Source organism: Enterobacter cloacae complex sp. I3 (assembly GCF_014896175.1).
In the GTDB taxonomy this organism is placed as follows: Bacteria; Pseudomonadota; Gammaproteobacteria; order Enterobacterales; family Enterobacteriaceae; genus Enterobacter; species Enterobacter bugandensis.
On record NZ_JADBQZ010000012.1, the window covers coordinates 82,272 to 106,884 of the forward strand.

Here is a 24,613-nt window from a genome sequence, read left to right on the forward strand (position 1 = left end):
ATACAATACGCGCGCGTTTCCCCCTTCTAGACTGAGTGCAGAGTAAATCAATGTGGATGGAAAAATGATTAGCGGCGTGTTGTATGCCCTGCTTGCAGGTTTGATGTGGGGGCTGATCTTTGTCGGCCCTCTGATCGTGCCGGAATACCCGGCGATATTGCAGTCTACCGGACGTTATCTGGCGCTCGGGCTGATTGCCCTTCCTCTGGCATGGCTGGGGCGTACACGCTTGCGACAGCTCAGCCGTCAGGACTGGGGCACCGCGCTGGCGCTGACCATGATGGGCAATCTCATCTATTACGTCTGCCTGGCAAGCGCCATTCAGCGAACCGGAGCGCCGGTGTCGACCATGATTATCGGCACGCTGCCGGTGGTCATCCCCATCTTCGCGAATCTGCTTTATAGTCATCGGGACGGCAAGCTGGCGTGGTCGAAAATGATACCCGCCCTGGCCTGCACCGCCGTGGGGCTGGTGTGCGTCAATATCGCCGAGCTGCGCCACGGCCTGGCAGACTTCAGCTTATGGCGTTACGGTTCGGGGATCGTTTTAGCGTTCATCTCGGTCGCGTGCTGGGCCTGGTACGCCCTGCGCAATGCGCGCTGGCTGCGGGAGAACCCGGACAAACACCCGATGATGTGGGCAACGGCGCAGGCGCTGGTCACGCTCCCCGTCTCGTTAGTGGGGTATGCCGGCGCATGCCTCTGGCTGGGTCATCAGCAGCCGGAATTTGCCCAGCCCTTCGGGCCAAGACCCTGGGTCTTTATTGGCTTAATGGTTGCGATTGCGGTGCTGTGCTCCTGGGTGGGCGCGCTGTGCTGGAACATTGCCAGCCAGAAGCTGCCGACGGTGATCTTAGGGCCGCTGATTGTGTTCGAAACCCTGGCCGGGCTGCTGTACACCTTCCTGATGCGCCAGAGCGTGCCGCCGCTGTTAACGGCCTGCGGGATCGCGCTGCTGGTGGTGGGGGTGGTGATGGCGGTAAGAGCGAAGCCGGAAAAACCGAGGGTCGTTCCGGCTTCGGAGATGTAAGTAATGCCCAGCGGCGCTACGCTTGCAGGGCCTACAAAACAGTAGGTCTGGTAAGGCGTAGCCGCCACCGGGCAAGCCCTTAAAACGTTTCCCAGTTCGCTTCAGACGCCGTCGCTGCTGGCTGCGCTTTTGGCACATAGGTTTTCACCGGTGCCGCTTTGACCGCCTGATTACGCGTTATTTTGAACACCGCTACCGCTTCGTTCAGGCGTGCGGCCTGATCTTCCAGCGCCGCCGCTGCCGCCGCAGACTCCTCCACCAGCGAGGCGTTCTGCTGGGTCACGCGGTCCATCTCGGCTACCGCCTGACCAACCTGGTCGATACCGCGGCTCTGCTCGTCAGAGGCAGAGGCAATTTCGCCCATGATGTCGGTCACGCGGGTAACCGCGTTAACGATTTCCGCCATCGTCGCGCCCGCTTCGTTCACCAGCTGAGAACCCGCGTTCACGCGTTCGCCGGAATCATCGATCAGCGCCTTAATCTCTTTCGCCGCCTGGGCGCTGCGCTGGGCAAGCGTGCGTACTTCTCCTGCAACCACCGCAAAGCCACGGCCCTGCTCGCCCGCACGCGCCGCTTCCACCGCCGCGTTCAGCGCCAGAATGTTGGTCTGGAAGGCAATGCCGTCGATAACGTTAGTAATTTGCGCGATTTTGCTGGAGCTGGTGGCGATCTCATCCATGGTGCGCACCACGCCTTCCACCACGTTACCGCCCTTCTTCGCGGTTGAGGAGGCATCCAGCGCCAGACGAGACGCCTGACGCGCGTTATCCGCGTTCTGCTTCACGGTGGCGGTCAGCTGTTCCATGCTGGCTGCCGTCTCTTCCAGAGACGCGGCCTGCTGCTCGGTACGGGAAGAGAGGTCGTTGCTGCCCGCCGAGATTTCACCCGCACCGGTATAGATGGTATCTGCGCCTTCACGCACCACGCCCACGGTGTTCGCCAGCGAGGTTTGCATCTCCTGCACGTTGCGCGCCAGGATAGCCATTTCGTTCCTGCCTTCAGCCTGAATCGGCTGGGTTAAATCCCCTGCCGCGATGGCGCGGATATGGTTGATCACCTCTTCCAGCGGCAGCAGCAGCACCCGGCGCATGGCGATCCAGCTGGAGATAATCACCGCAATGACGAGTATCATGACGGCAGAGAGGATCCACAGGATGCGCTTGTAGTCGCTTTCGTTATCCTGAATGCCTTTACTGGTGAGCGCAGCCTGCGCCTCGCGCCACTCGCGATAGACCTTTTGCATTGCCGTCTGCTTCTGTTCTGCATTCTGCTTGAACATATCTTCCAGGTTGCCCTGGCCCAGCAGAACGTTCATTTGCGTCAACGTGGCGGAGTAGATGCGGTACTGCTCTTCCAGCCGATCGGCCAGGTTCTCATCCAGACCCGGGGTATTCGGCAGGGCGTAGTATTTGTCGTAATGGACCTGCGCATTGGCCAGCAGATTTTTCGCGGTGTTAACCAGCTCGTTCAACTGTCCGCCGTTAATCTGAGAGGCCATGCTGCTTTGCAGACGCAGCATCCCGCGGTTTAGCGTGACGCGCGCCTGGTTCAGGCTGATCCAGGCGTCGGTAAATTCCGCCACGTTCTGGCTGGAAAGCTGCGACACGGTGAAGTTGTCTTTATCGTTATTCAGCGCGTTGATAAAGATACCCGCGGAAATCACTTGCATGATGCCGAGCACAAGCAGCACCGAAATAAGAAGAGTAATGACTTTTATACGTTTAAACATGCGTTGCCTTTGTTATATGCAGGTTTGTCTGACGTGTATCTATCGGCACGCGCGGCGGGTTGTTTACTGTTTCTCCACCTTTAAAAACTTTCTAAACCACTTTCCTAAATCCATTCAGGGAGTTAAACGGGACATTTTTTTGTGATCCGTGTCGCACTTTCTCCCTTCCCTCTAAAGGGTTATAGCGCCACCTTAAAGATGCATTTAATATGCATCTTATATTTTTAATGACGAGGTAACTGCTATGGCCTTTCGCGACCACCCCCTCGGCGAGCTGGCGCTCTCCATCCCTCGCGCTTCCGCGCTGTTCCGTAAATACGATATGGATTACTGCTGCGGCGGTAAGCAAACGCTGGCGCGAGCGGCCTCGCGCAAGGAACTGGACGTGGAGGCTATCGAAGCGGAACTGGCGCTGCTGGCTGAACAGCCTGTTGAAAAAGACTGGCGCACCGCCCCGCTCACGGAAATCATCGACCATATCATCGTGCGTTACCACGACCGCCACCGTGAACAGCTGCCTGAGCTGATCCTGCAGGCAACGAAAGTTGAGCGCGTACATGCCGACAAGCCTTCCGTGCCGCGCGGTCTGGCAAAATACCTGACCATGCTGCATGAAGAGCTTTCCAGCCACATGATGAAAGAAGAGCAGATCCTCTTCCCGATGATTAAACAGGGAATGGGAAGCCAGGCGATGGGACCTATCAGCGTAATGGAAAGCGAGCACGATGACGCGGGCGAACTGCTGGACGTGATCAAACACACCACTAACAACGTCACACCGCCGCCGGAAGCGTGCACCACCTGGAAAGCGATGTACAACGGCATTAACGAGATGATTGACGATCTGATGGAGCACATCAGTCTTGAGAATAACGTGCTGTTCCCGCGGGCATTGGCGGGGGAATAAAAAAGCCCGGTGGCGCTAGCGCTTACCGGGCCTACAACGTCCTCGAACATAGGCCGGGTAAGCGTCAGCGCCACCCGGCAACATGCTTAACGCATTCCTGCCATCCGTTTCTTACCGATAAACAGCCAGCCCAGCCCCAGCGCGATAAACCACAGCGGCGTGACGACCAGCGCCTGACGGGTGTCATCTTCGAGCGTCAGCAGCACCAGCACGAACACGAAGAACGCCATGCACACCCAGCACATCAGCTTGCCCAGCGGCATCTTGTAGATCGACTTCTCATGCAGGTGCGGACGCTGTTTGCGGTACACGAGGTACGAGCACAGGATAATGGTCCAGACGAACATGAACAGGATCGCCGACACCGTGGTGATCATGGTAAACGCGCCAATTACGCTTGGGTTCACGTAGAGCATCACCACGCCACCCAGCAGGCACATGCAGGAGAAGGTCAGCCCTTTCGCCGGTACAGCACGTTTAGAGAGTTTCGCAAAGGCGCTCGGCGCCACGCCCTCCTGCGCCAGACCAAACAGCATACGGCTGGTTGAGAACACGCCGCTGTTCGCAGACGATGCCGCAGAGGTCAGCACCACGAAGTTAATCAGGCTCGCCGCAGCAGGCAGCCCTACCAGCACGAACAGCTCAACGAACGGGCTCTTGCTGGGCACCACGGAGCTCCACGGCGTCACGGACATAATGATGATCAGCGCGAAGACGTAGAACATGATGATACGCACCGGTATGGAGTTGATGGCGCGCGGCAGGGACTTCTCCGGATCTTTGGTTTCCGCAGCAGTCGTTCCGACAAGCTCAATCCCCACAAACGCAAACACCGCAATCTGGAAGCCCGCAAAGAAGCCGCTGATGCCTTTCGGGAACCAGCCGCCGTCATTCCACAGATGGGTGAAGGACGCCTGAACGCCCGTTGGCGACTGGAAGTGCGTCAGGACCATCACCAGGCCCACCACAATCAGCCCCACGATAGCGACAATCTTGATCATCGCGAACCAGAACTCCATCTCACCGAACATTTTCACGGTGGCAAGGTTCAGGCTCAGCAGCAGAATAATCACCGCCAGCGAGGCGACCCAGTCCGACAGCCCCGGGAACCAGAACTGCGCGTAAGCGGTAATCGCCACGACGTCCGCCATGCCGGTGACCACCCAGCAGAACCAGTAGGTCCAGCCGGTAAAGTAGCCCGCCCACGGGCCGAGCAGGTCCGACGCGAAGTCGCTGAAGGATTTGTATTCGAGGTTCGAGAGCAGCAATTCACCCATTGCGCGCATAACGAAGAAGAGCATAAAACCGATGATCATATAAACGAAGATGATCGACGGCCCGGCAAGACTGATGGTTTTGCCGGACCCCATAAACAGCCCGGTGCCGATGGCTCCACCAATGGCGATAAGCTGTATATGACGGTTTGTGAGATTGCGCCGTAGCGACTGTTCAGACGTCGCCTCTTCTGCAGCGGCGACTTTGACCTGATCTACCATGTAATTTTTCCTGTTTATGCCTGTCTGTGTTGTTAAGGCTCTTCTGGCCTTTAAAAACGTCAAATAAATGACGGTCCCTTCGTAAGGGTTTATCGATATTAGGTAAGAATCGGCGGGATGAATACTATGATTTAGATATTATGTTAATAATATGTTGAAAGTGAGTGTCATATCACTCATACAGCGCGAAACAGCTCACAAAAATACACGCAACAGTTTCGTTTGCAAGATAAAATGTTGATTCCGTCGTAACTATGGGTTTTATCACTATTTTCCTCTCCCCGGGCGGAGAGAGGAAATAAGAAAAGTCGATTACAGAATTTCCAGCAGCTCGACTTCAAATACCAGGGTGCTGAATGGCGGGATGGACGCGCCAGCGCCACGCTCGCCGTAAGCCAGGTTGTGCGGGATGGTCAGTTCCCATTTGGAACCCACTGGCATCAGGGTCAGGGCTTCGATCCAGCCCGCGATAACGCCGTTGACCGGGAACTCAGCCGGTTCGCCGCGCGCCACGGAGCTGTCGAACACGGTTCCGTCGATCAGCTTACCGGTGTAGTGCACGCGAACGTGGTCGGTACGCGCCGGGATAGCGCCGTCGCCCTGGTTGATCACGCGGAACTGCAGGCCGGATTCGGTGCTGTTCACGCCTTCGCGCTCGCGGTTCTCTTCCAGATATTTCACGCCTTCGGCTGCCATCTCTTCGAAGCGCGCGCGACGCACGGCGTCAGCACGTTCGTGGATTTCACGCAGCGCACGATGCACAACGTCAACCGGAACGGCAGGCTGTTTGCCTTCCAGCGCATCAGCGATACCCGCCACCAGCGCTTCAGGTAACAGACCTTCCAGGCCGGATTCGCTCAGCTGCTGTCCTACCTGCAAGCCGATACCGTAACTTGCCTGCGCTTCGATAGTGTCAAAAGTCGGGGTGGTCATGGGTTTTCCTTCCATCACATTTAAAGTAGCGGGCAGCATATCAGCCATGCCCTTATGGGTAAAACTTTGTCTGAAGTTAAGGTGACAAACCGCGACGAAACAGAAACAATAGAGACAACCAGGATTAATCCCGAACTGATGTCACGGATGTCCGGTTTGCTACGTCGTTCAGGCAGTTAGCGAACTATACTTCGAAGCACAGGATATAAAAGACGCGGAGCAGGAGGAGAGCCATGCCCGGGCGATTTGAACTGAAACCTACCCTGGCGAAAATCTGGCAGGCGCCGGACAATTTTCGCATTATGGACCCGCTGCCTCCTCTGCACCGCAGGGGGATCATCATTGGTGCGCTGATGGTGATCGTGGGCTTCCTGCTTCCTTCCGGCGGTGATGATGTTGATACCGCGCCGGTCACCCGCAATGCGCAGCTGGATCTTCAGTCGCAAACGCGGCCGCAGCCTGACGCGCAGCCGATGCAGACGCAGCTGGTAACCCCGTCTAACGATCCAGGTCAGGTCGCGCCTGTTGAACCCGAACCCGTTCAGGATGAACAGGAGCAGGCTGCAGCGCCGTCTGAGCCGCAAACCCAGCAGCCGACCGGCATCGAGCAACAGTGGCGTTCCTATCGCGTGGAGCCGGGCAAAACCCTGGCACAGCTTTTCCGCGACCACAACCTGCCGCCGACCGACGTGTATGCCATGGCAAAAGTGGAAGGCGCAGGTAAACCGCTGAGCAACTTACAGAACGGCCAGATGGTGCAGATTCGCCAGAACGCCAGCGGGGTGGTCACCGGGCTGACCATTGATACCGGAAATGGGCAGCAGGTGCTGTTTACCCGCCAGCCGGACGGCAGTTTCATCAGAGCACGTTAATGGCGTATGCCGGGTAAGGCGAAGCCGCCACCCGGCACTTTTGTTCTCAGGCACTCCGTTTATTCACCCACCAGATCCCCGAGCAGACCAGCACCAGCGCAATCGCGTATTTGATATCCAGAATGTTTTCGCCGAGGAAAATGGCGGAAAGCACCGTCCCTGCAACAGGAATGACAAAGTTGAACGGAGCAATCATGCTTACCCGGTTCACTTTCAGCAGCGCGCTCCACAGGGCGAACGCCACCGATGAGAGCAGCGTCAGATACCCCAGCACCGCAACGGCCTTCATGCTGTGCACTTCCAGCGTTCCGCCCGTGGCATAACCTCCCGCAACCAGCGCAGCCCCGCCTATCGCCAGCTGCCAGCCGGTCATCACCGTTGGGTCGACGGTCTGGGAAATACGTTTCCCATAAAGCGTGGCGGCAGAGAGAATAAAAGCCGCCAGCACCACAAAGCCGTCGCCTTTCCAGATAAACTGGAAATCGCTTAACCCACTGTGAAAGTTCACCAGCATCACCCCGGCAAACCCAAGAATACAGCCCAGCGTTTTGTTATAGCTGAGTTTGTCATTGTGGTAGATAAAGTGCGCCAGCAGTACGCTGAAGAAAGTCCCGGTGGCGTTCATGATTGAGCCGTTTACCCCCGTCGTGTAGGCCAGTCCTATATAGAAGAAAGTGTACTGAATGGTGGTCTGGGTCAGCCCGAGGATCGTGAGCTGGCCAAACTGCGTGGGTGTGAGCCTGCCAATCGGTTTGCGCTGGGCCAGCGCAAACAGCAGCAGCAAGGCACCGGCAAACAGAAAACGGTATCCGGCAAAAACGACTTTGGACGGAATATCATCGGTCGCGATCTGAAAGAGTTCGTAGCCATTTTTAATGGCCGGGTACGAGCTCCCCCAAAGCAGGCAGCAGAGCGTGGCGCAGACGTAGGCCACATGTCGACGGGCAAAGACGGGCGTGGGCAGAGCGGTATCCATGACAAATCTCATAAATAAAATTGCGTTTCAATTTATTATCAGAGAATGCGTCAGGAATAGCTACCATACGAGATAAAAAGAGAATTTCCGGTAGCTTTAAATAGCAAAACGCCGGCACAAGGCCGGCGCTTCGACGCGAGCAGAGTAAAAAATTACTCAGCTACAACGTTAACAACCAGTTTAGCGAACACTTCGCTGTGAACCTGGAAGTCAACTTCGTGCTCACCAGTGGTACGCAGAACGCCGTTCGGCATGCGAACTTCGCTCTTAGCCACTTTAACGCCTGCTGCAGTAACTGCATCAGCGATATCGCGGGTACCGATGGAACCGAACAGTTTACCTTCGTCGCCAGCTTTGGAAGCGATGGTAACAGTGCCCAGTGCGTTGATTGCTTCAGCGCGAGCGTTAGCAGCCGCCAGAACGTCAGCCAGTTTGGCTTCCAGTTCAGCGCGACGTGCTTCGAAAAACTCTACGTTTTTCTTAGTAGCTGGAACAGCTTTACCCTGTGGAACCAGGAAGTTACGAGCGTAGCCCGCTTTAACGTTAACCTGATCACCCAGGCTGCCCAGGTTTGCTACTTTATCAAGCAGAATAACTTGCATTACCTTATCCTCTTAAAGTCGTATTAATGGACCGTGCCCGATTACTGATGACGATCAGTGTACGGCAGCAGGGACAGGTAGCGAGCGCGTTTGATAGCGCGAGCCAGCTGACGCTGATATTTTGCACGAGTACCGGTGATACGGCTTGGGACAATCTTACCGCTTTCGGTGATGTAGTTTTTCAGCGTTGCGATATCTTTATAGTCGATCTCTTGAACGCCTTCCGCGGTGAAACGGCAGAACTTGCGACGACGGAAATAACGTGCCATATGGCTAGTCTCCAGTATCTATCAAATCAATCTGCTCGGCATGCAGAACCATTTTGCTCAGGCCGTTCTTTGCCTTGTGGCAAGAGATGAACCCCTGAACGATTACTGCGCTACCGACCGTTAAACTGTGAGTAATGGCCTGGTTTTCGTGTCCGCTAATAATAACGGGCATTTGGCACCACGCCTGCCGGTGAAACCCGGCTTCCTCTTGCACAGAACGATGCTCAAGCACGAACTGGCAATGCGGAATTCCTGATGGACTGACCTTTCGAAGGGGAGCCCTGCATACGATGCCGGACAACGCCAGACGGTTGGTCATCAGAAATTACTCTTCAGAATCCCCAGCATCAGAATCATCTGCGGTTTCGTTTGCGAAATCATCGCGACGCTCACGGCGCTCGTCTTTCGCTTTAACCATCGGAGATGCTTCGGTAACTGCGTTTTTGGTACGCATAACCATGCTGCGGATAACGGCATCGTTGAAGCGGAAGGTAGTTTCCAGCTCATCGATCACTTCCTGCGGCGCTTCAACGTTCATCAGAACGTAGTGTGCTTTGTGCAGTTTGTTGATCGGGTAAGCCAGCTGACGGCGGCCCCAGTCTTCCAGACGGTGGATCGTACCTTCTGCACCAGTGATGGCAGCAGAGTAACGCTCGATCATACCCGGAACCTGTTCGCTCTGGTCAGGATGGACCATAAAAACGATTTCGTAATGACGCATCGAATTGCTCCTTACGGATTATTCAGCCTCCTGTCTGGGTCAGCCGAGGCCCGGGGAGGCAAGGAACGTGTTAAAGGTCGGCTGAAAAATTGACGCGTCATAATACTTGCCCCCCCCAGGAAACTCAAGCTGATTGCACAAATAATTCGCACAAAGCGTAAAGCTGGTCTAAGTGGGTGATTTAAAATTAATCGCATCAGGAAGCGTTGTTTTTTTGAACAACTGCATCAGAAATGGTCACGCATCCCCGCCGGAGGAATGATTACACTTTAATCAGAGATCAGCTCAATTAAAGAAGGAGTATTCCCCTCACACAGCACGCAGTCGTGGAGCGCATATCATGAAAAAAATCGCAGTAGCCATAATGGCGGCGCTTTTGCTCAGTGCAAACGCGATGGCAGCCATCAAAATAGACGGCCGGCAGGCCAGAAACATGGATGATGTGCACAGCTTGGGCGTAATCTATATCAATCATAATTTCGCCACTGAAAGCGAAGCAGATCGGGCACTAAATGAAGAGACCGATGCCCAGGGCGCAACCTATTACCACGTGATGTTAACCCGTGAGCCCGGCAGCAACGGCAACATGCACGCCAGTGCAGATATCTACCGGTAACCTTTAACGCTAGCACCAGGAAAGCCAACAACGAGAACATAGCCATAGTTGACGTTGCCCCCTGTCCGGGGGCTTTTTTTGTGAATGGCTCCGGAATACCACCGGTTACAACTGTTTTTCGGTATTCCAGAGCACTTATTCACTTCTGCCCGTAGTAGGCATTCGGGCCGTGCTTGCGCATGAAATGCTTGTTCATCAGGTAATCGTCAATGCCCTGAAGCTGTGGATTAATGTCGCGGGCAATCCACGCCATTTTAGCTACCTCCTCCATCACGACAGCATTATGTACCGCGTCGTGAGCATCTTTACCCCAGGAGAACGGACCGTGCTGATACACCACAATACCCGGCGTATGCAGCGGTTCGCTTTCACCCAACGTTTCGATGATGACCTTCCCGGTGTTGAGCTCGTATTCGCCTTCCACTTCAGCCTGCGTTAATGCGCGCGTGCAGGGGATGTCGCCAAAGAAGTAGTCCGCATGCGTTGTTCCCAGCGCCGGAATCGCCAGCCCCGCCTGTGCCCAGGCGGTGGCATGCGTGGAGTGGGTATGCACAACGCCACCCAGCGATGGATAACGCTGGTACAGCGCCAGATGGGTCGCCGTATCAGAAGAAGGACGCCATTTGCCCTCAACGACGTTTCCTTCGAGGTCGACCACAACCATATCGTCCGCTTTCATGATTTCATACGCCACGCCGCTCGGCTTGATCACCACCAGACCTTGTTCACGGTCGATGGCGCTCACGTTGCCCCAGGTGAACGTTACCAGGCCATAGCGCGGCAGATCCATATTGGCCTCAAAGACCTGCGGTTTCAGCTTAAGCATGTTCAGCCTCCAGTAACCCCGCGCGCGCCATACGCTCGCGCACCCAGTCCCGCGCTTTTGCCACTTCCGCAGCCGGATCGTCTGACGTTTCGCTCCACATCTCAATCAGATAAGGCCCGCAATACCCTGTCTGTTTGAGCGTCTCGAAGCACCGTTCGAAATCCACCACCCCGGTGCCGAACGGTACGTTTTTAAACACGCCAGGGCGGGTATCTTTGACGTGCACCGCCACGATATGCCCGATGCCCGCCTGCAGCTCCATCTGCACGTCGTTATCCCAGGCCGACAGATTGCCGATATCCGGATAAAGCTGGAACCAGGGGTTATTCAGATAGTGCGCATAGCCCAGCGCCTTGCTGATGGAGTTCATCAACGGGTAGTCCATGATCTCCATCGCCAGCGTGACCTGCGTGCGGCTTGCCATCTCAACGCTCTCTTTCAGGCCGTCACGGAAACGACGGCGCGTTTCGTCGTTGGCTTCCTGATAGTAGACGTCGTAACCCGCCAGCTGGATCACGCGGATGCCGACATCCTGCGCAAAACGAATGGCTTTGCGCATGATCTCCAGCCCTTCAGCGCGCACGGCATCGTCTTCACTGCCGAGCGGAAAACGGCGGTGGGCGCTCAGACACATGGACGGCACGCGCACGCCGGTTTCGGCAATGGCGCGCACCAGCGCCAGGCGCTGCTCGCGACGCCAATCCAGGCGAGAAAGGCGCACATCCGTCTCATCCACGGACATTTCGACAAAATCGAAACCCAGCTGTTTTGCCAGCCGTAACCGCTCCAGCCAGCACTCCCCTGCAGGGAGTGCCTTTTCATAAATGCCAAGCGGGACCTGTTTTGACAACATACCCGCTCCTTAACCCCAAAGCTGAGCGATTGAGCGTTTGAACTGACGCGCCGCTTCCACCGGAGATGCCGCGTCGCGAATGCTGCGGCCAGCGATAAAGACGTGAATAGGGATGCCCTGGAACAGCGGCAGATCTTCCAGCGCCAGGCCACCGGTGACGGTGACTTTGAAGCCCATATCCGCCAGACGCTTAATCGCGCTGATATCCGCTTCGCCCCACGCCACGCCTGCGGCTTGCGCATCGCGGCTGCGGTGATACACCACCTGCTGGATGCCCGCATCGCGCCACTCCTGCGCCTGCTCCCAGGTCCAGAAGCCGGTCAGTTCAATCTGAACGTCGCCGTTAAACTCTTTTGCCACGTCCAGCGCGCCTTTGGCGGTGTTGATATCCGCACAGCAGATCACGGTGACCCAGTCGGCGTTGGCTTCAAAGCACATGCGGGAAAGGATTTTGCCTGCGTCAGCAATCTTGGCATCCGCCAGCACGATTTTGTGCGGATAGAGCGCTTTCAGGTCACGAACGGCGCGCACGCCTTCGCCCACGCACAGAATGGTCCCCACTTCGATGATATCCACCTCTTCCGCAATCAGGCGGGTGGTTTCGTAAGCGTGAGACAGCGTCTGGTTATCCAGCGCAACTTGCAACATTGGTAATGACATGTTCAATTCCTCTTAAACGGCCGCCGCAGTGGCGTTATCAATTAAATCCAGCACTTCCTGCGCGGTGCGGCAGGCGCGTAAACGGTCAAAATTGGCTTCGTCATCAAACAGGTTGACGATCTGCATGATGCCCACCTCCTGGTGGGTGTTGGCATCAACGGCCGCCATGGTGATGAGAATGTCGACCGGGTCGTTATCTTCGTGGTTGAACACCAGCGGCGTTTTCAGCGTCACCAGTGCAAAACCGGTTTTCTTGACGCCCTCTTCCGGGCGGCCGTGCGGCATGGCCAGGCCCGGCGCAATCACGAAATAGGGGCCGTGCTGCGCCACGCCATCCAGAATGGCCTGGTAATAGCGCGGCTCGACAACGTCCGCCTTAACCAGCAGATCCACACTCAGCTTCACCGCTTCCTGCCAGGTGCTGGCGTCGGCCTGTAAAAGGATGGAGTTATTCTCTGCCAGCGAATCACGTAGCTTCATGTGGCATCCTTACTTCACGTCTTGTGGGAAGTGTTCTTTGATTACTTCCAGCAGTTTTGGCCCGAAATCCGCAGGCGACAGCATGTTGCGCACGCCTACCACATATTTGTTGCCCGACACGCTAATCTCACCGGCAATATGAGTTGAAGCGATGATGATGTCCGCGCCGTTCAGTTCACTTTTGTATTCACCCACTGCGCAGCTGTTCACCGTGTGGTCGATGTTTGACTGGGTCAAAAACTGGTCCACTTTCATCTTCATGATCATGGAGCTACCTTGCCCATTGCCACACACAGCCAGGATACGTACGGTCATAATCGAAACTCCTTAATGAGCAGACACTTCTGCTGTTTGTTTTTCCGCATCTTCTTCAGCTCGCAGCGAACGGCCAGCGAAGAACATATAAGCCAGAGCAATCAGGATGATGACGGCCATAAAGGCCAGACCGACGGAGGCAAAGCCCTGCATCATCGGCGGTGCCAGAATTGACCAGTCCGCCATGCCCATCCAGGCGCTCATACCAGTGAGCTTGACCGCCCACACGCAACCGAAGATTTCCACCATGCCCATCACCAGACAGATCTTGAGCGCCGCGCGCCAGCCGCCGAAGTGGTTCGCAAACACGCCAATGGTGGCGTTGGAGAAGAACATCGGGATAAAGCCAGGAATGATCAGGATTGAGGAGCCGCAGCCCACCAGGATGCCCACCGCAATCAGCTGGCCGATGGTGCCCCACATAAAGCCCCAGACGACGGCGTTTGGCGCAAAGCTATAGATAGCCGCACAGTCAATCGCCAGTACCGCACCAGGGATCAGGCGCTGAGAGATGCCGTTAAAGGCTTCCGACAGCTCGGCGACGAACATACGCACGCCCTGAGTGATGATGAAAATCGCTACCGCGAAGGAGAAACCGGTCTGCAGGATATAGACCGTCCAGTGGGTTTTACCCGCCATCGCCTGCACGACGTCAATGCCGAAAGAGAGCAGAATGGCGCCGAAAAATAGGGTCATCACAATCGCCGTTGAGACGATGTTGTCGTGGAAGATATTCAACCAGCCAGGCAGTTTGAGGTCTTCGACACTCTCCTCTTTTTTGCCCAGGTACGGCGCAACTTTATAGGCAATCCAGGCGGCAAACTGCTGCTGGTGACCGATGGAGAAGCCACAGCCGTCGGTCACGATCTGCGTTGGCTTGTACATCATGTTGGAGGTGATACCCCAGTAGAGCGAGACCAGCACCGCGGTGCAGATAATCGTGGTCCACATTGGGTAACCGAAGATATAGAGAGAAACCGCGATCAGCCCCGCCTGCTGGAACATGATGTGCCCGGTGAGCATGATGGTGCGAATGCCGGTAATGCGGCGCAGGAGCACGTATATGATGTTCAGCGCCAGTGCGAGCAGCACCGCATACCCCACCCAGCTATAGGCATCACCCATGCGATCGATGGTCGCCATCATTGAGGCGTAGGTATCAGAGATAGCGCCGTTGATGCCATACACTTCCGACATTTTGGCGACGACCGGCTTAAACGTGCTGGTCAGAATGCCTGACCCCGCCTGCAACAGCATGAAACCGATAATGGTTTTGATGGTGCCTTTAATAATCACGCTGACGCTTTTGCGCAGCAGGATGTAGCCCAGGCACGTCACGATACCCAGCAACAGCGGGGCGTTGGTCATTACCTGATTAAAGAAAACGGTAAAGACGTTGTAGAGGATCTCCATAACTCTCTCCAGAAATGAGAACACGAGGGGCAATCCCTGTGCGGTTGGTGCCATCACTCTATTAATCACAAATAATCACCACAAGATTGCATTTGATTATTTGTGACGCATCACGCAATTTATTTCCACGCTGTTAGTAATGATTTTCACTACCGCACCACAAAAATAAATTAATCCTTACAATTCATCAAATTAATGTTTAATGCAGGATAATCTAACAAGTAAAGAGTGGAGAGTCCGTGAAGTCGCGCAGATAAAATTCCGCATTTTGACCATTGCAAAGCACGTCAAATAGTGCCAGCATTAATCATAACAAATCACCATGTGATTACTTTTGATTAAACCAGGAGTCAAAACGATGAGTAAAGTGAAAACCATTACCCGTGAATCATGGATTCTGAGCACCTTTCCGGAGTGGGGTAGCTGGCTGAACGAAGAGATCGAGCAGGAACAGGTTGCTCCTGGCACGTTTGCAATGTGGTGGCTGGGCTGCACCGGTATCTGGCTGAAATCTGAAAGCGGCGCCAATATCTGCGTCGATTTCTGGTGCGGCACCGGCAAACAGAGCCACGGTAACCCGCTGATGAAAAAAGGCCACCAGATGCAGCGTATGGCCGGCGTGGAAAAGCTCCAGCCGAACCTGCGCACCACGCCGTTTGTGCTTGATCCTTTTGCCATTCGCCAGATCGATGCCGTGCTTTCTACTCACGATCACAACGACCATATCGACGTGAACGTGGCGGCAGCGGTGATGCAAAACTGCGCGGACGACGTACCGTTTATCGGGCCGCAAACCTGCGTAGATCTCTGGATTGGCTGGGGCGTGCCGAAAGAGCGCTGCATCGTGATGAAGCCTGGCGACGTGGTGAAAATTAAAGACATTGAAATCCACGCGCTGGATGCCTTTGACCGTACCGCGCTGATTACCCTGCCGGCCGACCAGAAGGCTGCTGGGGTACTGCCAGACGGCATGGACGAGCGTGCGGTGAATTACCTGTTCAAGACGCCGGGCGGCTCCCTGTATCACAGCGGTGATTCCCACTACTCTAACTATTACGCGAAGCACGGCAACGAACATCAGATTGACGTGGCGCTGGGCTCGTACGGGGAAAACCCGCGCGGTATTACGGACAAAATGACCAGCGCCGATATGCTGCGCATGGCGGAAGCGCTCAACACCAAAGTTGTGATCCCGTTCCACCACGATATCTGGTCAAACTTCCAGGCCGATCCGCAAGAGATCCGCGTGCTGTGGGAGATGAAAAAAGACCGCCTGAAGTACGGCTTCAAGCCCTTTATCTGGCAGGTAGGCGGCAAGTTCACCTGGCCGCTGGACAAAGACAATCTCGAGTATCACTACCCGCGCGGCTTCGATGATTGCTTCACCATTGAGCCAGATCTCCCGTTCAAATCCTTCCTCTGACTGTGAGGCCACATCGCCAGACCCTGTGTCTGGCGATTTCATATTTATTTTAGTAATTTCACGCTATTTCAAATATCATCTTTTCAAATCAATTCTTATCGGAATAGCTCATGACGGAAGCGCAACGGCATCAAATTTTACTGGAACTCCTGGCGCAAACAGGGTTTATCACCGTCGAGAAAGTGATCGAACGTTTAGGGATCTCCCCCGCCACCGCGCGGCGAGACATCAACAAGCTGGATGAGAGCGGCAAGCTGAAAAAAGTCCGCAACGGCGCAGAAGCCATCAGCCAGCAGCGTCCACGCTGGTCGCCGATGAATATTCATCAGGCGCAGAATCACGATGAAAAAGTACGGATTGCCAGAGCGGCGTCGCAGCTGGTGAACCCCGGTGAGAGCGTCGTCATCAACTGCGGCTCCACGGCGTTTTTGCTGGGCCGTGAGATGTGCGGCAAGCCGGTGCAAATCATTACCAACTATTTGCCGCTGGCTAACTACCTGATCGATCAGGAACATGAAAGCGTGGTGATCATGGGCGGCCAGTACAACAAAAGCCAGTCCATCACGCTCAGCCCGCAGGACAGCGAAAACAGTCTCTACGCCGGGCACTGGATGTTTACCAGCGGCAAAGGCCTGACCGCTGACGGCCTGTATAAAACCGATATGCTGACCGCGATGGCGGAACAAAACATGCTCAACGTGGTGGGCAAGCTCGTTGTGCTGGTCGACAGCAGCAAAGTCGGTGAACGCGCAGGCATGCTGTTCAGCCGCGCAGAACAGATCGACATGGTGATCACCGGCAAAGGGGCGAACCCCGAGATCCTCCAGAAGCTGGAAGATCAAGGGGTGAAAGTCCTGCGCGTTTAAAGATGCTTGCGGAAAAACGCCACCGTGGCGTCCAGCGCCGCTGGCGTGATGCGGTGGCGGACGCCTGATTCCCACAAACAGGTCAGATTAGCGTCCAGTCCTTCATTCTTTAACGCCTGCTGCAGGCGGAAGGTTCCATCGGGCGGGACAACATCGTCCGCGTCACCATGCCATAGCAGCAGCGGGCGATCGGCCAGGCGCGGCAATGCCCGGGTCACTTCCCACTCTGCCAGCCTCGGCGTAATTTCCGTTAAATCCTGAGGGGGGAAAAGCGTCTTCGCCAGCGAGGTAAAATAGCCCGAGCCCATCAGACAGGCGACAGACCGCACGTCAGGATGATGCGTCATAATCCCCAGCGCCGTCATGCCGCCCATCGACGCCCCGGCCACCGCCAGCCGATTATCGGCCACCAGCCCTGCCTCATAGAGCGCATCGCGCAACCCGGCAAACTCGGTCAGGCTGCCGTGCAGAATGTGCCAGAACTGCCCCAGTCGCGCCCGCTCATTGCCCGTAAAGCGCGCGCCGTGGTCAGGCGCATCCGGCATTACCACGCGAAAACCTGCCTGAGCCAGCGCCACTGCAAAATAACTGTAAACCAGTTTCGATGAGGTAAACCCATGATAAAAAACCACAACAGGCAGCGATTTATCACGTTTCCCTGCCGGAACAGCGTGTAAAATTTCATGGTCGCCGAGATGGCGTATTTCAATTTCAATCATTGTCGACCCTGTACGAATGAATGATTCATAATGTTGAGAACTGGATTACGGTTTGACGCTATTTTCATTCGAAAATTACGTCCCAGATAACACTTCGGGAACATTCCCCCAAAACTAAATTCGCAGACAACTACACTATGGCTAACAGGAAACGAGATATGGTTATGCACAGGTTTGCTGCTTTATTGCTGGTGTTTCTGCTCAGCGGCTGTAGCGCACTGCAGGGTACACCGCAACCCGCTCCCCCGGTTGCCGATCATCCGCAGGAGATTCGTCGTAATCAGACGGAAGGATTACAGCGAATGGGCACCGTCTCCGCGCTCGTTCGCGGTTCGCCGGATGACGCAGAAGACGCAATAAAGGCACAAGCCGTCGCTGCCAAAGCAGATTATTACGTCATTATTATGATCGACGAAACCATCATAACGGGACAATGGTATTCACAAGCCATTTTGTACCGGAAATAATGGTTTACCTTTGAACGACATTTACACTGCTTTGCGTCCATAGACATTTTCCTGTCCACAATAAACTCCATGCCAGCGACAAGGAATGGGAGTTTATTCGCGAAGGATTGCCCGGCGGATACCGGAAATATGTGAAATGGAGCTGACGATGAAACGAACTCTTGCTTTGACCTCTCTGTTGCTCTCTGCAGGCCTGGTGAGCACCACCGCGCAGTCAGCAGAATTCGCCAGTGCGGATTGCGTAACAGGTCTGAATGAAATAGGCCAGATCTCCGTCAATAACATTCCGGGGAGCCCGCAAGACGTTGAACGTATCGTGGCATTAAAGGCCGATGAACAGGGCGCGTCATGGTATCGCATCATCCAGATGCAGGAAGATAACCATATCGACCAGTGGCGGGTACAGGCCATTCTCTACGTATAAATCCTTCCTGATAAAAGCCACTTATTTTTAGTGGCTTTTCGTTTTTGCAAATTTTTTATCTAATTTAAAACCACTCTAAAACAATAAAATAACATTTTGTTACATTAATTCAGTAAACGTAATCTCCGCTCTGCCGTTGAAGAACCATACCTTTTCAATGATGAGCAATTTATGATCAATGTTTTCCGCCGTGCGGGCCTTGGAACAAAGCTGTCGCTGCTGACGGGCGTCAGTGTCGCCACGCTGTTTCTGCTTTTCACTTTCCTGCTCAGCCAAAAAGCCAGCCAGCAGCTTGAAGCCCTCGCGGTCGAAGATCTGCATAATCAGTCCACCGGTATGGTCGACATGGTGCAGATGTTTAATACCAGCCTGAGCGAAGAAGTCGAAAGCTACACCAGACTGTTTACGACATTTCTGCCTCAGCCGTTTAGCGTCGATACTCAGCAGACCCGGACCATAAACGGGCTCGCCGTTCCCCTGCTGAAAGGGGGCGACGCTGAACTCCATGAAAATACAACGTTTTCTGATGATTTTCTGAGCCGTACGGGAGCGATCTCAACGCTGTTTGTTCGCAGCGGTAACGACTTCATTCGCGTTGCCACCTCCCTGCGCAAAGAGAATGGCGAACGCGCTATGGGGACGGTTCTGGACACGAGCAGCCCGGCGTTTGCCTCCGTCTCGAAAGGCGAGGTGTACCGCGGCCTGGCGCTCCTGTTTGGCAAGCGCTACATAACCCAGTACCAGCCCGTGAAGAACAGTGAAGGTCAGGTTATCGGGATCATCTTCGTTGGGGTGGATATCACTCACTCCTGGAATGTCATGCGCGAGAAAATCCTCAACCGCCGCCTGGGCGAGAGCGGGCACTTCTTCGTGCTGGACCGCAGCAACGGCAAAACGCGCGGTCAGTATCTGTTCCACGCCAGCGAAGAGGGAAAACAGCCGAAGTGGGATAGCGCCACCCAACAGCAGCTGATGAGCGATTCCTCAGGCACGCTGGAACGCGTAAGCGACGACGGTCGTACGCTGAAAATGGCCTATACGCCGCTGCCCGGCTGGAACTGGACCATCGTCGGTGAAGTGGATAAATCAGTCCTGCTCGCAAACGTTAACGCAATGCGCGACCGTTTCCTGCTGGCCGGCGTAGCGCTGTCCGTCCTCTTCGCGGGCCTGTTTGTGGTGCTTATTCGCCGGATGCTGACCCGTCCGCTGCGTAACGTGATTGACCTTGCCCGCCAGTATGCCGCGGGCGATCTACGCTCCAGCCTGCCCGTGACCCGCCAGGATGAGGTTGGCCAGCTGGTTGAAGCCATTAACGGTATCGGTGATGGGCTACAAAAAATTGTCCTGCAGGTCCGCGAGGCCGCGGGCGAGATCCATCTGGGCACCAATGCGCTGGCCTCCGATACCGGAGACATCTCCGAGCAGATCAACAAGCAGGCCAGCAGCGTTGAAGAGACCTCCGCCAGCATGGAGCAACTGGCCGCGACCGTGCAGCAAAATGCCGCCAACATGGAGCAAACGCAGCAGCTGGTAGGTGAAACCTCGCGCGCGGTTCATCAGGGTGGTGAAACGGTGACCCATGCGGTTGCCACCATGGACGACATTCGCGAAGCGTCAAAACGTATCGAAGACATCACCCGCGTGATCGAGTCCATCGCGTTCCAGACTAATATTCTGGCGCTGAATGCGGCGGTAGAAGCGGCACGCGCAGGCGAGCATGGAAAAGGTTTTGCCGTGGTCGCGCAAGAAGTTCGCGCCCTGGCAGGTCGAAGCGCCAACGCGGTGAAGGAGATTGAACATCTGATTGGCGATACCCTGCGAAAAGTGGGCGAAGGCCACGCGCTGTCTGAACAGACGCGTCTGGCGATGGATTCCATCATCGTTCATATCGACAACATCAGCCAGCTGGTCACGGAGATTAACCACGCGTCACGCGAGCAGTCCGCGGGAATCGGCCAGGTCAATCTTGCCATGACCCACATTGGCGAAGCGTCGCATATCAATGCCGATCGCATCTCACGCAGCGAGCAAACCGCACGCACGCTGCGCGAGAAAGGGTCACACCTTACCCAACTGGTCAGCCTGTTCCAGCTTAAACGCTAGCCAACCCTGCCCGTGGCGCGCAGCAGCAGATCGCTTTGCACCTGCTCATTCATGAGCGTACCGCCACGGGTATCCAGCATCATGCGGCACCACGCCTGCGCCACGGGCGGCGATGCGTGCCGCAGCATCTGACTGCCGGCCCCCAGCAAAAAGAGCTGCTGAGCGATCTCCTTCCCCTGCGCCTCCTGCGGTTTACGCAGCTTTTGCTGAAGCTGCCGCCAGCTGCGGTCAAAGTGTCTGTCCTGTCCTTTGACCTGGGCAAACTCGTCGGCAAGCAGGTCGTGGATACCTGACTGCTTCGCCAGCACCCGCAGCACGTCCAGGCACATGATATTGCCCGATCCTTCCCAGATGCTATTCACCGGCATCTCGCGATACAGGCGTGGAAGTTCATTCTCCTCGCAGTACCCGACGCCACCGAGTGCCTCCATCGCCTCCGCCACGAACGGAATGCCCGCTTTGCACACGCTGAATTTTGCGGCCGGGGTAAAAAGCCGCGCCCAGGCGGCCTCCTGCGGGTCGGTGCGGTTATCCCACGCCCGGGCCAGACGGAACAACAGCGCCGTGTGTCCCTCCAGCACCAGCGCCATACGGCTTAGCACTTCACGCATTAGCGGCTGATCGATAAGATTTTTGCCGAAGGTCTGACGCTGATGGGCGTGGTACAGCGCCACGGAAAGCGCCCGGCGCATTAGCCCGTGGCTGCCCAGCGCGCAGTCGAAGCGCGTCAGCCCGCCCATCTTCAGGATTTGCCGCACGCCTTCTCCCTCTTCACCCAGCAGCCAGCCGGAGGCATCGAGGAACTCCGCCTCGCTGCTGGCGTTCGAGCGGTTGCCGAGCTTATCTTTCAGACGTTCCAGCCGGACGGCGTTGCGCTGTCCGTCGGGTAAGAAACGCGGGACAAAGAAGCAGGACAAACCGCCTTTCGCCTGCGCCAGCACCAGATGCGCATCGCTCTGCGGCACGGAGAAAAACCACTTGTGGCCCACCAGACGGTAGCTGCCGTCGCTGCATTTTTCCGCTCTGGTGGTGTTGCTGAGCACGTCCGAGCCGCCCTGCTTTTCCGTCATTCCCATGCCGATCAGCAGGCCGCGCTTTTGCCCACCCGGCGCGAGATGGGGATCGTAACGGTCGCTCATCAGCGGCGTTAACCATTCATGAAACGGTTTTGGCAGCGACTGCTGCAACAGCGGCGTGGCGGCGAAGGTCATGGTCACCGGGCATAACGTCCCCGCTTCTACCTGAGCATGGAGCACGAAGCGCGCGGCCCTGGCGACGAAAGAACCTTTTCGTGCCTCTTCCTCCCATGCCAGATTATGTACCCGGTTAGCGCAGAGCCCCTGCATCAGCAGGTGCCATGCCGGATGAAAGCGGACGTCATCCAGCCGCTCTCCCGTGGGGTCGTAGCGTAATAGCTCCGGCGGATTCACGTTCGCCAGCCTGCCCAGCTCCAGCGACTCCGCCGTGCCTAACTGCTGTCCAATGCTGGCAAGAAGATCCATATCCCACTCGGCACCCTCGCGCGCAACCGCGTCGCGCAGGGCGCAGTCAGAGAGGAAAAGGTTGCTGTTAGAGAGTGGGGCTGGTTGATTAAAAACGGTATGGGTCTGCCAGTGCATGCTGTCTCCCTCCTTCAGTGGCAATGAAGGTAAGTATGGACAGACCGTATGAACGCTGCATGGGAGTGAGGTCACACGATGGCGATCCCGCTGATATCATTCGTGAAATAGCTCACAGAACATAAGAATAAACTATTTCATTACTCCGCTTATGTTGAATAATTTATTCTTAACCCGTCTTTGTGAGGATCGTTATGCAACAGGATGCGCACAAGCGAGCATTAATTGCAGGCTCCATTGGTAACTTTATCGAGTGGTATGAGTTTGCGGTCTACGGTTTTCTGGCGACCGTGATTGCGAAGAACTTCTTCCAGCTTGAGGGAGAGGCGGGACTGACCAGTCTGATCCTCACCTGGGCCTCGTTTGCCATTGCCTTCTTCTTCCGTCCGCTGGGTGCGGTGGTATTTGGCCGCATTGGTGACAGGATAGGCCGAAAACCGACGCTGATTATTGTGCTGGTGCTAATGACGCTCGCCACCACGGCCATCGGCATCGTGCCCGTCTACGCCAGCATCGGCATTGCTGCACCGCTGATCGTTACGCTGCTGCGCATCCTGCAGGGCCTGTTCGCGGGCGGCGAGTACGGCGGTGCGGTCTCACTGATGACGGAGTTCGCCCCGCGCGGCAAGCGCGGTCTGTACGGCGCGTGGCAGTCCTTTACCGTGGCGCTCGGGCTGTTAGCGGGCGCAGGTATTGTCGCGCTGCTCTCTGCCCTCCTCACGCCTGAAGCCCTGCACGACTGGGGCTGGCGCATTCCTTTCTTCCTTGCCCTGCCGATGGGCGCGGTCGCGCTATGGCTGCGGGTGAGCATGGAAGAGACGCCGAGCTTTGTGCAGCAGAAGGAAAAAGCGGTCATTGCTCAGGCCAGTACTTCCGCCACGCTCAAAACCATCCTGATGGGCATTGGCCGCGTGATGGTCTGGTCCGCGGCGGGGTATACCTACCTCGTGATCATGCCGGCCTATCTGCAGTCTGCGCTGCACACCGGGTTTAATCAGGCGCTGCTGATAGCGGTGATTTCTAACATTGGGTTTGCGCTCACCATCATTCCGTCGGGAATGCTGAGCGACAGGATCGGGCGGCGAACGGTGATGATTATCGCCACCGTGCTCCTGCTTATCCTTGCACTGCCGCTGCTGAAAATTTTGCAGGCGGAGTCCAGTACGATGGCGGTCAAAGCGATTGTGGTGCTGATTGCGGGCGGTCTGGTGGGCATGCTGGCGGGGCCGGGCCCGGCGATGCTGTCTGAGATGTTCCCGACGCGCGTGCGCTATACGGGACTGGGGCTGGCCTATTCGTTATCGAACGCGATTTTTTCGGGCTGTGCGGGGTTAATCATTACCGGGCTGATTAAGCAGACGGGTAACCTGGACATTCCGGCCTATTACGTGATGGCAACGGCGGTGGTGAGTATTTTCGCGCTGATGACGCTCAGGAAGGATGACCATTTACGGTCGTTAGAGGAGTGAGGTTGTCACCGTCTGGTGCCCTCACCCCGGCCCTCTCCTACGGGGAGAGGGAGAAAACACTAAAGGCCGTCCTTTGGACGGCCTTGCTGTTTATTCTCCGCGCTGACGCACCGCTTCAAACAGGCAGATACCCGTTGCAACGGAAACGTTCAGAGACGACACGCTGCCCGCCATCGGGATGCTGATCAGCTCGTCGCAGTGCTCGCGCGTCAGACGACGCATGCCTTCACCTTCCGCCCCCATCACCAGCGCCAGACGGCCGGTCATTTTGCTCTGATACAGAGTATGATCCGCTTCGCCCGCGGTACCGACGATCCAGATATTCTCTTCCTGCAGCAGACGCATGGTGCGCGCCAGGTTGGTCACGCGGATCAGCGGAACGTTTTCCGCCGCGCCGCAGGCCACTTTCTTCGCCGTCGCGTTAAGTTGGGCAGAGCGATCTTTCGGTACGATCACCGCGTGCACGCCCGCCGCATCCGCGCTGCGCAAGCACGCGCCGAGGTTATGTGGGTCGGTGACGCCATCGAGGATCAGGAAGAACGGATTCTCCAGCTCAGCAATCAGATCCGGCAGATCGTTTTCCTGATACTGACGGCCCGGCTTCACGCGGGCAATGATCCCCTGGTGCACCGCGCCTTCGCTTTTCTCATCCAGGAACTGGCGGTTCGCCAGCTGGATCACCACGCCCTGCGCTTCCAGCGCGTGGATCAGCGGCATCAGACGTTTGTCTTCACGCCCTTTCAGAATAAACACTTCCTGAAAACGCTCCGGTGCGCGCTCGAGAAGGGCCTGCACCGCGTGGATGCCGTAAATCATTTCACTCAT

Annotated in this window: 27 protein-coding genes; 10 read left to right on the forward strand and 17 right to left on the reverse strand. The window is 56.1% G+C overall.

The window, feature by feature from the left end; translation table 11 throughout:
- Nucleotides 1–64: 64 nt before the first annotated feature.
- Entirely contained in the window at nt 65–1,030 is a 966-nt protein-coding gene (locus IM271_RS11270; RefSeq protein ID WP_041911471.1) for a DMT family transporter, read from the forward strand.
- Between the two features lie 79 nt (nt 1,031–1,109).
- On the opposite strand, the gene IM271_RS11275 is transcribed toward IM271_RS11270, so the two are convergent.
- Complete coding sequence (locus tag IM271_RS11275) at nt 1,110–2,759, reverse strand: methyl-accepting chemotaxis protein (protein ID WP_059357773.1); 1,650 nt, start codon at nt 2,757–2,759, stop codon at nt 1,110–1,112.
- 244 nt (nt 2,760–3,003) lie between these two features.
- Between IM271_RS11275 and ytfE the strand changes: the two genes are divergently transcribed.
- Nucleotides 3,004–3,666 (forward strand): iron-sulfur cluster repair protein YtfE, encoded by a 663-nt coding sequence (ytfE, locus tag IM271_RS11280; protein WP_047366985.1) that lies wholly within the window; start codon nt 3,004–3,006, stop codon nt 3,664–3,666.
- Between the two features lie 86 nt (nt 3,667–3,752).
- Here ytfE and cycA read toward each other — a convergent pair whose 3' ends face one another.
- Nucleotides 3,753–5,162, reverse strand: coding sequence for a D-serine/D-alanine/glycine transporter (cycA, locus tag IM271_RS11285; protein WP_047366984.1), 1,410 nt, complete (start codon nt 5,160–5,162; stop codon nt 3,753–3,755).
- A 312-nt stretch (nt 5,163–5,474) separates the two neighbouring features.
- Nucleotides 5,475–6,095: an FKBP-type peptidyl-prolyl cis-trans isomerase gene (gene fklB, locus IM271_RS11290; protein WP_008502892.1), complete on the reverse strand. Its 621-nt coding sequence runs from the start codon at nt 6,093–6,095 to the stop codon at nt 5,475–5,477.
- A 233-nt stretch (nt 6,096–6,328) separates the two neighbouring features.
- On the opposite strand from fklB, the gene IM271_RS11295 reads away from it, so the two are divergent.
- Nucleotides 6,329–6,967, forward strand: a complete 639-nt coding sequence (locus IM271_RS11295; protein ID WP_028015272.1) for an OapA family protein — start codon at nt 6,329–6,331, stop codon at nt 6,965–6,967.
- A 46-nt stretch (nt 6,968–7,013) separates the two neighbouring features.
- Here the strand turns inward: IM271_RS11295 and IM271_RS11300 are convergent, their stop codons facing one another.
- The 5 genes from IM271_RS11300 to rpsF form a co-directional block, all read right to left on the reverse strand.
- Entirely contained in the window at nt 7,014–7,943 is a 930-nt protein-coding gene (locus IM271_RS11300; RefSeq protein ID WP_193052612.1) for a DMT family transporter, read from the reverse strand.
- Nucleotides 7,944–8,095: 152 nt separating this feature from the next.
- Complete coding sequence (gene rplI, locus IM271_RS11305; protein WP_006810372.1) at nt 8,096–8,545, reverse strand: 50S ribosomal protein L9; 450 nt, start codon at nt 8,543–8,545, stop codon at nt 8,096–8,098.
- A gap of 41 nt (nt 8,546–8,586) precedes the next feature.
- Nucleotides 8,587–8,814: a 30S ribosomal protein S18 gene (gene rpsR / locus IM271_RS11310; protein ID WP_000135199.1), complete on the reverse strand. Its 228-nt coding sequence runs from the start codon at nt 8,812–8,814 to the stop codon at nt 8,587–8,589.
- Nucleotides 8,815–8,818: 4 nt separating this feature from the next.
- A complete protein-coding gene (gene priB / locus IM271_RS11315) occupies nt 8,819–9,133 on the reverse strand; it encodes a primosomal replication protein N (protein ID WP_028015270.1) in 315 nt (104 codons plus the stop codon).
- A 6-nt stretch (nt 9,134–9,139) separates the two neighbouring features.
- Nucleotides 9,140–9,535 carry a 30S ribosomal protein S6 gene (gene rpsF, locus IM271_RS11320; RefSeq protein ID WP_014068637.1) on the reverse strand — a complete coding sequence of 132 codons (396 nt, stop codon included), beginning with the start codon at nt 9,533–9,535 and terminating at the stop codon, nt 9,140–9,142.
- 340 nt (nt 9,536–9,875) lie between these two features.
- On the opposite strand from rpsF, the gene yjfY reads away from it, so the two are divergent.
- Complete coding sequence (yjfY, locus tag IM271_RS11325) at nt 9,876–10,151, forward strand: DUF1471 family protein YjfY (RefSeq protein WP_041911476.1); 276 nt, start codon at nt 9,876–9,878, stop codon at nt 10,149–10,151.
- A gap of 139 nt (nt 10,152–10,290) precedes the next feature.
- Here yjfY and IM271_RS11330 read toward each other — a convergent pair whose 3' ends face one another.
- From IM271_RS11330 to ulaA, 6 genes are read right to left on the reverse strand one after another with little or no spacing between them, the layout of a single operon-like run.
- Nucleotides 10,291–10,977 (reverse strand): L-ribulose-5-phosphate 4-epimerase, encoded by a 687-nt coding sequence (locus IM271_RS11330; RefSeq protein ID WP_193052613.1) that lies wholly within the window; start codon nt 10,975–10,977, stop codon nt 10,291–10,293.
- Nucleotides 10,970–11,830, reverse strand: a complete 861-nt coding sequence (locus IM271_RS11335) for an L-ribulose-5-phosphate 3-epimerase (RefSeq protein ID WP_193052614.1) — start codon at nt 11,828–11,830, stop codon at nt 10,970–10,972. Before IM271_RS11335 ends, IM271_RS11330 begins: the two co-directional genes overlap by 8 nt.
- Nucleotides 11,831–11,839: 9 nt before the next feature.
- A complete protein-coding gene (gene ulaD / locus IM271_RS11340; RefSeq protein WP_023334265.1) occupies nt 11,840–12,490 on the reverse strand; it encodes a 3-keto-L-gulonate-6-phosphate decarboxylase UlaD in 651 nt (216 codons plus the stop codon).
- A 12-nt stretch (nt 12,491–12,502) separates the two neighbouring features.
- Nucleotides 12,503–12,970 (reverse strand): PTS ascorbate transporter subunit IIA, encoded by a 468-nt coding sequence (gene ulaC, locus IM271_RS11345; RefSeq protein WP_028015266.1) that lies wholly within the window; start codon nt 12,968–12,970, stop codon nt 12,503–12,505.
- 9 nt (nt 12,971–12,979) lie between these two features.
- Complete coding sequence (ulaB, locus tag IM271_RS11350) at nt 12,980–13,285, reverse strand: PTS ascorbate transporter subunit IIB (RefSeq protein WP_003856022.1); 306 nt, start codon at nt 13,283–13,285, stop codon at nt 12,980–12,982.
- Between the two features lie 12 nt (nt 13,286–13,297).
- Entirely contained in the window at nt 13,298–14,698 is a 1,401-nt protein-coding gene (ulaA, locus tag IM271_RS11355) for a PTS ascorbate transporter subunit IIC (protein WP_028015265.1), read from the reverse strand.
- Between the two features lie 358 nt (nt 14,699–15,056).
- On the opposite strand from ulaA, the gene ulaG reads away from it, so the two are divergent.
- A complete protein-coding gene (ulaG, locus tag IM271_RS11360) occupies nt 15,057–16,121 on the forward strand; it encodes an L-ascorbate 6-phosphate lactonase (RefSeq protein ID WP_193052615.1) in 1,065 nt (354 codons plus the stop codon).
- Between the two features lie 110 nt (nt 16,122–16,231).
- A complete protein-coding gene (ulaR, locus tag IM271_RS11365) occupies nt 16,232–16,987 on the forward strand; it encodes an HTH-type transcriptional regulator UlaR (protein ID WP_024907324.1) in 756 nt (251 codons plus the stop codon).
- Here ulaR and yjfP read toward each other — a convergent pair.
- Entirely contained in the window at nt 16,984–17,706 is a 723-nt protein-coding gene (gene yjfP, locus IM271_RS11370; protein WP_193052616.1) for an esterase, read from the reverse strand. The genes ulaR and yjfP overlap by 4 nt on opposite strands.
- A gap of 137 nt (nt 17,707–17,843) precedes the next feature.
- Here yjfP and bsmA point away from each other — a divergent pair, with 137 nt between their 5' ends.
- From bsmA to IM271_RS11385, 3 genes are all read left to right on the forward strand, one after another.
- Nucleotides 17,844–18,173 carry a biofilm peroxide resistance protein BsmA gene (bsmA, locus tag IM271_RS11375; protein ID WP_028015263.1) on the forward strand — a complete coding sequence of 110 codons (330 nt, stop codon included), beginning with the start codon at nt 17,844–17,846 and terminating at the stop codon, nt 18,171–18,173.
- Between the two features lie 136 nt (nt 18,174–18,309).
- Nucleotides 18,310–18,597, forward strand: coding sequence for a DUF1471 family protease activator YjfN (gene yjfN / locus IM271_RS11380; RefSeq protein ID WP_032644956.1), 288 nt, complete (start codon nt 18,310–18,312; stop codon nt 18,595–18,597).
- A gap of 171 nt (nt 18,598–18,768) precedes the next feature.
- Nucleotides 18,769–20,700 carry a methyl-accepting chemotaxis protein gene (locus tag IM271_RS11385; protein WP_193052617.1) on the forward strand — a complete coding sequence of 644 codons (1,932 nt, stop codon included), beginning with the start codon at nt 18,769–18,771 and terminating at the stop codon, nt 20,698–20,700.
- Here IM271_RS11385 and IM271_RS11390 read toward each other — a convergent pair.
- Nucleotides 20,697–22,319 (reverse strand): isovaleryl-CoA dehydrogenase, encoded by a 1,623-nt coding sequence (locus tag IM271_RS11390; protein ID WP_193052618.1) that lies wholly within the window; start codon nt 22,317–22,319, stop codon nt 20,697–20,699. The two genes, IM271_RS11385 and IM271_RS11390, sit on opposite strands and share 4 nt — an antisense overlap.
- Before the next feature lie 194 nt (nt 22,320–22,513).
- On the opposite strand from IM271_RS11390, the gene IM271_RS11395 reads away from it, so the two are divergent.
- On the forward strand, nt 22,514–23,788 hold the full coding sequence (locus IM271_RS11395) for an MFS transporter (protein ID WP_193052619.1): 1,275 nt from the start codon (nt 22,514–22,516) through the stop codon (nt 23,786–23,788).
- Nucleotides 23,789–23,878: 90 nt separating this feature from the next.
- Here IM271_RS11395 and rlmB read toward each other — a convergent pair whose 3' ends face one another.
- Entirely contained in the window at nt 23,879–24,613 is a 735-nt protein-coding gene (rlmB, locus tag IM271_RS11400; RefSeq protein ID WP_028015258.1) for a 23S rRNA (guanosine(2251)-2'-O)-methyltransferase RlmB, read from the reverse strand.

Coding starts and splice junctions, on each gene's coding strand:
- rplI (WP_006810372.1), bottom strand. CDS start 8,545: ATGCAAGTTATTCTGCTTGATAAAGTAGCAAACCTGGGCAGCCTGGGT.
- cycA (WP_047366984.1), bottom strand. CDS start 5,162: ATGGTAGATCAGGTCAAAGTCGCCGCTGCAGAAGAGGCGACGTCTGAA.
- ytfE (WP_047366985.1), top strand. CDS start 3,004: ATGGCCTTTCGCGACCACCCCCTCGGCGAGCTGGCGCTCTCCATCCCT.
- ulaC (WP_028015266.1), bottom strand. CDS start 12,970: ATGAAGCTACGTGATTCGCTGGCAGAGAATAACTCCATCCTTTTACAG.
- IM271_RS11330 (WP_193052613.1), bottom strand. CDS start 10,977: ATGCTTAAGCTGAAACCGCAGGTCTTTGAGGCCAATATGGATCTGCCG.
- ulaG (WP_193052615.1), top strand. CDS start 15,057: ATGAGTAAAGTGAAAACCATTACCCGTGAATCATGGATTCTGAGCACC.
- IM271_RS11270 (WP_041911471.1), top strand. CDS start 65: ATGATTAGCGGCGTGTTGTATGCCCTGCTTGCAGGTTTGATGTGGGGG.
- bsmA (WP_028015263.1), top strand. CDS start 17,844: ATGGCTAACAGGAAACGAGATATGGTTATGCACAGGTTTGCTGCTTTA.
- rlmB (WP_028015258.1), bottom strand. CDS start 24,613: ATGAGTGAAATGATTTACGGCATCCACGCGGTGCAGGCCCTTCTCGAG.
- yjfY (WP_041911476.1), top strand. CDS start 9,876: ATGAAAAAAATCGCAGTAGCCATAATGGCGGCGCTTTTGCTCAGTGCA.
- IM271_RS11295 (WP_028015272.1), top strand. CDS start 6,329: ATGCCCGGGCGATTTGAACTGAAACCTACCCTGGCGAAAATCTGGCAG.
- IM271_RS11385 (WP_193052617.1), top strand. CDS start 18,769: ATGATCAATGTTTTCCGCCGTGCGGGCCTTGGAACAAAGCTGTCGCTG.
- IM271_RS11390 (WP_193052618.1), bottom strand. CDS start 22,319: ATGCACTGGCAGACCCATACCGTTTTTAATCAACCAGCCCCACTCTCT.
- yjfN (WP_032644956.1), top strand. CDS start 18,310: ATGGAGCTGACGATGAAACGAACTCTTGCTTTGACCTCTCTGTTGCTC.
- yjfP (WP_193052616.1), bottom strand. CDS start 17,706: ATGATTGAAATTGAAATACGCCATCTCGGCGACCATGAAATTTTACAC.
- IM271_RS11300 (WP_193052612.1), bottom strand. CDS start 7,943: ATGGATACCGCTCTGCCCACGCCCGTCTTTGCCCGTCGACATGTGGCC.
- IM271_RS11395 (WP_193052619.1), top strand. CDS start 22,514: ATGCAACAGGATGCGCACAAGCGAGCATTAATTGCAGGCTCCATTGGT.
- ulaD (WP_023334265.1), bottom strand. CDS start 12,490: ATGTCATTACCAATGTTGCAAGTTGCGCTGGATAACCAGACGCTGTCT.
- rpsR (WP_000135199.1), bottom strand. CDS start 8,814: ATGGCACGTTATTTCCGTCGTCGCAAGTTCTGCCGTTTCACCGCGGAA.
- ulaA (WP_028015265.1), bottom strand. CDS start 14,698: ATGGAGATCCTCTACAACGTCTTTACCGTTTTCTTTAATCAGGTAATG.
- fklB (WP_008502892.1), bottom strand. CDS start 6,095: ATGACCACCCCGACTTTTGACACTATCGAAGCGCAGGCAAGTTACGGT.
- IM271_RS11335 (WP_193052614.1), bottom strand. CDS start 11,830: ATGTTGTCAAAACAGGTCCCGCTTGGCATTTATGAAAAGGCACTCCCT.
- ulaR (WP_024907324.1), top strand. CDS start 16,232: ATGACGGAAGCGCAACGGCATCAAATTTTACTGGAACTCCTGGCGCAA.
- IM271_RS11275 (WP_059357773.1), bottom strand. CDS start 2,759: ATGTTTAAACGTATAAAAGTCATTACTCTTCTTATTTCGGTGCTGCTT.
- ulaB (WP_003856022.1), bottom strand. CDS start 13,285: ATGACCGTACGTATCCTGGCTGTGTGTGGCAATGGGCAAGGTAGCTCC.
- rpsF (WP_014068637.1), bottom strand. CDS start 9,535: ATGCGTCATTACGAAATCGTTTTTATGGTCCATCCTGACCAGAGCGAA.
- priB (WP_028015270.1), bottom strand. CDS start 9,133: ATGACCAACCGTCTGGCGTTGTCCGGCATCGTATGCAGGGCTCCCCTT.